The sequence below is a fragment of the Bacillus sanguinis genome (assembly GCF_018332475.1).
Classification (GTDB): Bacteria; Bacillota; Bacilli; order Bacillales; family Bacillaceae_G; genus Bacillus_A; species Bacillus_A sanguinis.
On the sequence record NZ_BOQB01000100.1, the window covers coordinates 1 to 7,717 of the forward strand.

A 7,717-nucleotide genomic window follows, 5' to 3' on the forward strand; every position below is an offset into this window, starting at 1 on the left:
GGTTTTGGTGATTAAATTTAGTTTGGATAAGGAATTAGATAGGTTTTGGTGATTAAATTTAGTTTGGATAAGGAATTAGATAGGTTTTGGTGATTAAATTTAGTTTGGATGAGGAATTAGATAGGTCTTTGATGATTAAATCCAGTTTAAAGAGATAATTAAATAGGTTTTGGTGATTAAATTCAGTTCAAACAGAAATTAAATAGGGTAAATAATAGATTTTTTATTGATTATAGTCAATGTTTTTGATAATATTATGAGTGTTAGGTATACCAGTTTATTATTAATTGGTCAATAGAGGTTTTCAGTAAACATGAAATTTAATTAATATCAGAAGTGAAATTTAGATATTATAAACAATGTTTGTAATTAATCTGAAAAGGAATTATTTCTTTTTAGAGAAAAAATTAAAATGGATACATACCAGGTTTTGATGATTGGGTAAATAATAATATTAGTTAACATGAGATTTATTTAAAATTAGAATCGATATTTAGATACTTTAAAAAATGTTTACAGAGTATAAAAAAGACCCCTTTCTTTTTGGCGAAAGAAAGAGGCTTGAAAATTCATATATCTTTTATGCCTCAACATAATCGATACGTAGTATAATTATTTTTTTGTACGATCTAGAAAAATGATGAGAAGCAATAAAATTATTAATGTAACAACCAAACCGAAAATCTGGTATTTCGCTTGCTCCCAAATTACTAAAATAGTAAGCGGATTTCCTTGGTTTAAAATAGGACATAAAGCGATGTAAATCGCAACTGTGAAAGTAAAAGCTACTCCTGTTAATTTAAACAAAATTTGTTGCATTCTGATTACTCCTTTCATTTATGTATGAAAAAGGAAATCCCTGTATATTTGTAGACAATTAAAAAACCGTTATAAAACGGCAGTTTATCACAAAAATATGTAAAAATAAACCGAGGGGAATTCTCTTTATTCATTTTTAAAAGTATCATAGTATTCGGATTTAGTCAATCGCATCTGTTAAATAAATATATTTTTGTTGTATTTATTGTATAATTCAAATTTATGGATTTATATAATGAAGAGGCGCCCTCTGTTTATTTTTTAAAACAGAGGGCATTTTTGTATTTTCCTTAAAGCTTTTACAGGTCATCCTCTTTTTAAACTGTGATAGTAGTTTGTTAGAGTGACACTTGTTGTATTCAGTCACAGTAACCATCCAAAACCTGATTTATACACTATGAAGGAGTTTTTTTCTTACTAATGGGATAAAAAAGGGGGCGATGAAAAATGCAATGTTACTGAAGTGGGAGGAAGTATACCACGATCAATTCATAGCGATGGGGCAGGTGCGATCGATTCCAGAACACGTAATGTTATGACGGATATTCAAAATCCGAATATGCTCGTTTAGCTTGTAATTGATGCGAAGGTAGTTCCTAACTTGAAGTTTTTATTCTCGTACATTTAATTATAGAGCTGGCGATGTCGGGTTCGGGTATGTTCCGTTTGCGAAGGGGTGTTATATTCAAAACATAGGAGATGAAACATTGTGGTTTTTAGAGATGTTCAGAAGCAATCTTTTTGAAGAGGTATCGTTAAATCAGTGGATGGCATTGACTCCTAAAGAAATAGTGGAAAGTAATATACATGTTGGGCCGCAAGTAATGGATTCTCTGCGCAAGGAGAAATGGCCTGTTGTGAAATATCCGGGATTTTCATACAGTCCGAAAAATGATGAGTAAAATGAAACTTTACGCCATTCTTTCTAGAGAATGATAAGAAAGGATGGCGTCTTTTTTATGCTGAATCTAGTCTTAACTAGTATCCGTTCTTTGTATTATTGTTCGGGAAATTATTATAGAAGAAAAGTATATGGAATTGACACAATACATAGCGCAATTACAACCTGTAACGCACAAGTTGCACAGCCTACGCAACGACAACTCGCTTTACTCTTCATTATGTATTTGTCCATACTAGACGTAGAGAGGTGATAAACACAGTATGATTTTTAGCGAACGTTTAAAAGAAGAACGAGAAAAACGAAATTGGTCGCAACATGATTTGGCTGAAAAAATTCATGTAAGTAGGCAGTCTGTTTCGAAATGGGAGACGGGAAAGAACTATCCGAGCATTGAAATTATTATTCATTTAAGCGATCTGTTCGGTATTACGATTGATGAGTTGTTAAGGAGCGATGAAGAGTTGACGCAGAAAGTAATCGAAGATAGTAAGCAATTAGCATATCCAAAATGGAAGGTGTTTTTCGATAGTCTCTTTATGATGGGCGTATTTTTGTTTCTTACAAAAATCGTTGTATGGATGTTAAATAAGTTTGCCGGGGCGAGCATTACAATTTTAGCGGACGCACCATATGTAATGAGTTTTTTACCTTTCATATTAATGGTTATAGGTGGCACTGCTTCTGATAAGTTGAAGAATATGTATAGGTAAAAAAAGATTTGAAAGAAATCCCCTACACTAGCTGTTCTTTTCACTTAAATTGTGTACTATAAAGGATAGGACGACATAAAGAAGGGGATATATAGAATGGAATTTCATGAACAAAAGATTTTGCCGGCAGTGAGGCAAATTAAAGATTTGGAAAAGCTATTACATAGTTCGTATGAGTATATCGTTATTTTAGATATTCATGTCGGTCAATTGAAGAGTGTTATATCACTTGCGAAGCAATATTGTAAAAAGGTGTTTTTACATGTGGATTTAATTCACGGCTTGCAGAGTGATGGGCATGCGACGGAGTATTTATGCCAAGAGTTTAGACCGTACGGGTTACTTTCAACAAAGGCGAGCGTCATTATGAAGGCGAAGCAAAAGGGCGTTGTGGCAATTCAGCGTATCTTTTTAATCGATTCTAGTGCAATGGAGAAGAGTTGCAATCTGTTAGAAAAGACGAAGCCAGATTATATAGAGGTGCTCCCAGGAGCAATGACGGACATTATCGCTGAAGTGAAAGAGCGTACTGGTGTACCGATTTTGGCGGGTGGTTTTATTCGTACAGTTGATGATGTGGAGAAAGCGTTACATGCTGGTGCGACAGCAATTACGACATCAAAACGCGAACTATGGAAACATTACCAAAAAAAGTGACGAAAATGTGAAAAAATTCTGTTGACACCGCTTTCATGAGGGGTTAACATTATAGACAAGTTAATAAACGTGACGGAGAAAAGTAGAGATCCACATTTCATTGTTTCTATATAAATTTATATAGAAGCGTGCAAAGCTGTGGGTCTTTTTCTTTTTACAAAAACGAATGGCCATTCATTTTACCTCTATCACATTTGAAAGCGTTTAAATTGATTGTGGAGGGATACTATGTCAGCATTTTTAGGAGAGTTAATAGGGACTGCGTTGTTAATCTTACTTGGTGGCGGCGTTTGCGCTGGTGTAAGTTTAAAGAAATCGTTTGCGAAAGATTCTGGTTGGATTGTTATTACAATGGGCTGGGGCTTAGCGGTTGCTATGGCAGCGTATGCAGTTGGATCAATTAGTGGGGCGCATTTGAATCCGGCTTTAACGATAGGATTAGCATTTAAGGGAGCGTTCCCATGGAGTGACGTACCAGGTTATATCGCAGCACAAATGATTGGGGCAATTATCGGGGCAGTTCTTGTATATTTACATTACTTACCGCACTGGAAAGAAACAGAAGATCCAGGAACAAAATTAGGTGTATTTGCAACAGGTCCAGCAATTCCGAACACATTTACAAACCTTTTAAGTGAAATGATTGGAACATTCGTTTTAGTATTTGGTATATTAGCAATTGGAGCAAATAAATTTGCAGATGGTTTAAATCCATTTATCGTAGGTTTCTTAATCGTAAGTATTGGTTTATCATTAGGTGGAACAACAGGATACGCGATTAACCCGGCTCGTGATTTAGGTCCGCGTATCGCACACTTCTTCCTTCCGATTGCAGGAAAAGGCGGTTCAAACTGGAAGTATGCATGGATTCCAGTAGTTGGTCCAATTTTAGGTGGATCACTTGCAGGATTATTCCATCAAGTTGTATTTGAAGGAAAACAAAATGCAGCACTTATTTATGTGATTATTGCAACTGTGATTGTACTAGCAATCTCTTATATGACAAGTAAAAAAAGTGAAAGCAATACAAATAGTAGAAAAGTAGCATAGGGGGAAACCGATATGAAAAAATATATTCTTTCTTTAGACCAAGGAACAACTAGCTCACGCGCAATTCTGTTCAATAAAAAAGGTGAAATTGTTCATTCAGCTCAAAAAGAGTTTACACAACATTTTCCAAAGCCAGGTTGGGTAGAGCATAACGCACAAGAAATTTGGGGATCTATTTTAGCAGTTATCGCAACTTGCTTAAGCGAAGCAGATGTAAAACCAGAACAAATCGCTGGTATCGGTATTACGAACCAACGTGAAACAGCGGTTGTTTGGGATAAAACGACTGGAAAACCAATTTACAACGCAATCGTATGGCAATCTCGTCAAACAGTTGAAATTTGTGATGAGTTAAAAGAAAAAGGGTATAGCGAAACAGTTCGCGAAAAAACAGGTCTTTTAATTGACGCATACTTCTCTGGTACGAAAGTAAAATGGATTTTAGATAACGTTGAAGGTGCAAGAGAAAAAGCAGAAAACGGCGATCTATTATTCGGAACAATTGATACGTGGCTTGTATGGAAATTGTCTGGCGGTAAAGCGCACGTAACGGATTACTCAAATGCATCACGTACATTAATGTTTAACATTCACGACTTACAGTGGGATGATGAGCTTCTAGATATGTTAACAGTGCCAAAGAGCATGCTTCCAGAAGTACGTCCATCATCTGAAATTTACGGCGAAACAATTGACTATCACTTCTTCGGTCAAAATGTACCGATTGCAGGTGTTGCTGGTGATCAACAAGCAGCATTATTTGGACAAGCTTGTTTCGGTGAAGGTATGGCGAAGAACACATACGGAACTGGTTGCTTCATGTTAATGAACACAGGTGAAAAAGCAGTAGCTTCAGAGCATGGCCTATTAACAACAATTGCATGGGGAATAGATGGTAAAGTGAACTACGCATTAGAAGGAAGTATTTTTGTAGCAGGTTCTGCAATTCAGTGGTTACGTGACGGAATGCGCATGTTTAAAGATGCAAGTGAGAGTGAAGTATATGCTTCTCGCGTTGAATCAACTGACGGTGTATACGTTGTACCAGCATTCGTAGGTTTAGGTACACCGTACTGGGATAGTGAAGTACGCGGCGCTATGTTTGGTGTAACGCGCGGTACGACGAAAGAGCATTTCATTCGTGCAACATTAGAATCTTTAGCTTACCAAACGAAAGATGTATTATGCGCAATGGAAGCAGATTCAGGTATTGAACTAAAAACATTACGCGTAGATGGTGGAGCTGTTAAAAATAACTTCTTAATGAAGTTCCAAAGTGATATTTTAGATGTTCCTGTAGAGCGTCCGGTGATCAATGAAACAACGGCTTTAGGGGCAGCGTATTTAGCTGGTCTTGCGGTTGGATATTGGAAAAACCAAGATGAAATTAAAGCGCAGTGGCATATGGACAAACGCTTTGAACCAACGATGGAAGCGGAAACAAGTGAAGAGCTATATGCTGGATGGAAAAAAGCAATTGAAGCAACAAAAGCTTTCAAATAATCATAAACAGTGTTATAATGGTGACAAGTTAATAATTCGGTAGGAGATTTGGAGAGACCACAACGCGCTATAGAGGCGAAATCTATAGCGGAGTTTGTGGTCTCTTTTTTCTTTATCAAAGGGAGGAATTACCATGAAATTTTCAAGTAAACAACGTAAAGACGTATTAAACGGAGTAAATAAACAAGAGTTAGATGTGATCGTAATTGGTGGAGGTATTACTGGTTCTGGTATTGCATTAGATGGAGCAACACGCGGATTATCTACAATTGTGTTTGAAATGCAGGACTTTGCAGCAGGTACATCAAGTCGTTCAACGAAGCTTGTACACGGTGGTCTACGTTATTTAAAACAACTTGAAGTGAAAATGGTAGCAGAGGTGGGGAAAGAGCGTGCAATCGTATATGAGAACGGTCCCCATGTAACAACACCAGAGTGGATGTTACTTCCGTTCCATACAGGCGGTACGTTCGGATCATTCAGTACATCAATTGGTCTTCGTGTATACGACTTCTTAGCAGGTGTAAAACGAAGCGAGCGCAGAAAAATGTTTAACCGTGAAGAAACATTAAATAAAGAGCCTCTTGTGAAAAAAGAAGGATTAAAAGGCGGCGGTTACTACGTTGAATATCGTACAGACGATGCGCGTCTTACAATCGAAGTAATGAAGGAAGCAATTGAGCATGGTGCGAAAGCTGTTAACTACGCAAAAGTAGACGGTTTCTTATATAAAGATGGAAAAGTATGTGGTGTACGTGTAATCGATTTACTAGACGGTGAAGTATATGAAGTGTACGGTAAGAAAATTGTAAACGCAGCTGGTCCTTGGGTAGATACACTTCGTGAAAAAGATAACTCGAAAAAAGGAAAAGTACTTCAGTTATCTAAAGGTGTTCACTTAGTAATTGACCAAAAACGTTTCCCGTTAGGCCAAGCGATTTACTTCGATACACCAGATAAACGTATGGTGTTCGCGATTCCTCGCGGCGGAAAAACATACGTAGGTACAACAGATACGTTCTATGATAAAGACGCAGCTGTACCACAAATGACAACAGAAGATCGCACATACATCATTAATGCGATTAACTACATGTTCCCAAGCGTGAAAATTACAGAAAAAGATGTTGAATCAAGCTGGGCTGGTGTTCGTCCGCTAATTTACGAAGAAGGTAAGAGTGCATCTGAAATTTCTCGTAAAGATGAAATTTGGACTTCTGAATCTGGTTTAATTACAATCGCAGGTGGTAAATTAACAGGATACCGCAAAATGGCTGAAATGGTAGTAGACTATGTAACGAACTTACTACAAAAAGAAGGTCATAGTGCATATCCGAAGAGCGATACGAAACATATGCCGATCTCTGGTGGACATGTAAGTGGTTCACATGGATTCCCAGCATTCGTTGCGAAAAAAGCAGAAGAAGGTACAAAATACGGTTTAACAGCAGCACAAGCAGAAGAATTCGCGAAATTCTATGGCTCTAACGTAGACGTACTATTCGACTTAGCGAAAAAACATAAAGACGAAGCGAAAGAATACAACATGCCGCTAGACGTTCTAATCCCACTTGTATACGCAATGGATTACGAAATGACAGCGAAACCAGTTGACTTCTTCGTACGCCGTAGAGGCGCTGTATTCTTCAACATCCACTGGGTATACGAGTGGAAAGAAGCAGTAATCAACTACATGGCTGCGAAACTAGGCTGGAGCAAAGAAGAGCAAATGAAATACACAGCAGAACTAGAAAAAGCATTAACAGACGCTGTCATTCCTGTAGATCAACAAGAACAAGCAGCTGCGTTAGCATAAAAAGAGAAACACCTGAAGGAGAGCCCTTTAGGTGTTTTTTCTCTTGACTAAAAATAATTAGAATGTGTTACAATAATGATAGAGTATATAGTATGAATTTTGCATAAAATAAAGAAGACAGAAGCCTGAGAAACTTCTGCCTTTGTAACCTAACTTGCTATTGTGGTGGTAGTAGGTGCGGTTATAAGACAATTACATTAACGTTTTAGCCGAGAACCGCCCTTACCTTTTCCACGAAGTGAACCGCACCCAATTTGT

6 protein-coding genes and 1 pseudogene are annotated in these 7,717 nt (G+C 37.3%); 6 read left to right on the top strand and 1 reads right to left on the bottom strand.

Annotated elements, in window-relative coordinates:
- Positions 1 to 612 precede the first annotated feature (612 nt).
- A complete protein-coding gene (locus tag KI369_RS12645; RefSeq protein ID WP_212956175.1) occupies positions 613 to 819 on the bottom strand; it encodes a hypothetical protein in 207 nt (68 codons plus the stop codon).
- 614 nt (positions 820 to 1,433) lie between these two features.
- Between KI369_RS12645 and KI369_RS12650 the strand changes: the two are divergent.
- The 6 genes and pseudogenes from KI369_RS12650 to glpD form a co-directional block, all read left to right on the top strand.
- Positions 1,434 to 1,721: pseudogene (locus KI369_RS12650) on the top strand (cupin domain-containing protein); the annotation flags it as partial.
- A 262-nt stretch (positions 1,722 to 1,983) separates the two neighbouring features.
- Complete coding sequence (locus KI369_RS12655) at positions 1,984 to 2,433, top strand: helix-turn-helix domain-containing protein (protein ID WP_212956176.1); 450 nt, start codon at positions 1,984 to 1,986, stop codon at positions 2,431 to 2,433.
- A gap of 96 nt (positions 2,434 to 2,529) precedes the next feature.
- Positions 2,530 to 3,090, top strand: coding sequence for a glycerol uptake operon antiterminator GlpP (glpP, locus tag KI369_RS12660; protein WP_029437738.1), 561 nt, complete (start codon positions 2,530 to 2,532; stop codon positions 3,088 to 3,090).
- 228 nt (positions 3,091 to 3,318) lie between these two features.
- Positions 3,319 to 4,140, top strand: coding sequence for an MIP/aquaporin family protein (gene glpF / locus KI369_RS12665; protein WP_212956177.1), 822 nt, complete (start codon positions 3,319 to 3,321; stop codon positions 4,138 to 4,140).
- Positions 4,141 to 4,152: 12 nt separating this feature from the next.
- On the top strand, positions 4,153 to 5,643 hold the full coding sequence (gene glpK, locus KI369_RS12670; protein WP_212956178.1) for a glycerol kinase GlpK: 1,491 nt from the start codon (positions 4,153 to 4,155) through the stop codon (positions 5,641 to 5,643).
- 133 nt (positions 5,644 to 5,776) lie between these two features.
- On the top strand, positions 5,777 to 7,459 hold the full coding sequence (glpD, locus tag KI369_RS12675) for a glycerol-3-phosphate dehydrogenase/oxidase (protein WP_212956179.1): 1,683 nt from the start codon (positions 5,777 to 5,779) through the stop codon (positions 7,457 to 7,459).
- The last annotated feature ends 258 nt before the right edge of the window (positions 7,460 to 7,717 follow it).

Bases quoted from the DNA above. Each gene is read 5' to 3' on its own strand.
- KI369_RS12645 (WP_212956175.1), bottom strand. From the start codon at position 819: ATGCAACAAATTTTGTTTAAATTAACAGGAGTAGCTTTTACTTTCACA.
- KI369_RS12655 (WP_212956176.1), top strand. From the start codon at position 1,984: ATGATTTTTAGCGAACGTTTAAAAGAAGAACGAGAAAAACGAAATTGG.
- glpP (WP_029437738.1), top strand. From the start codon at position 2,530: ATGGAATTTCATGAACAAAAGATTTTGCCGGCAGTGAGGCAAATTAAA.
- glpF (WP_212956177.1), top strand. From the start codon at position 3,319: ATGTCAGCATTTTTAGGAGAGTTAATAGGGACTGCGTTGTTAATCTTA.
- glpK (WP_212956178.1), top strand. From the start codon at position 4,153: ATGAAAAAATATATTCTTTCTTTAGACCAAGGAACAACTAGCTCACGC.
- glpD (WP_212956179.1), top strand. From the start codon at position 5,777: ATGAAATTTTCAAGTAAACAACGTAAAGACGTATTAAACGGAGTAAAT.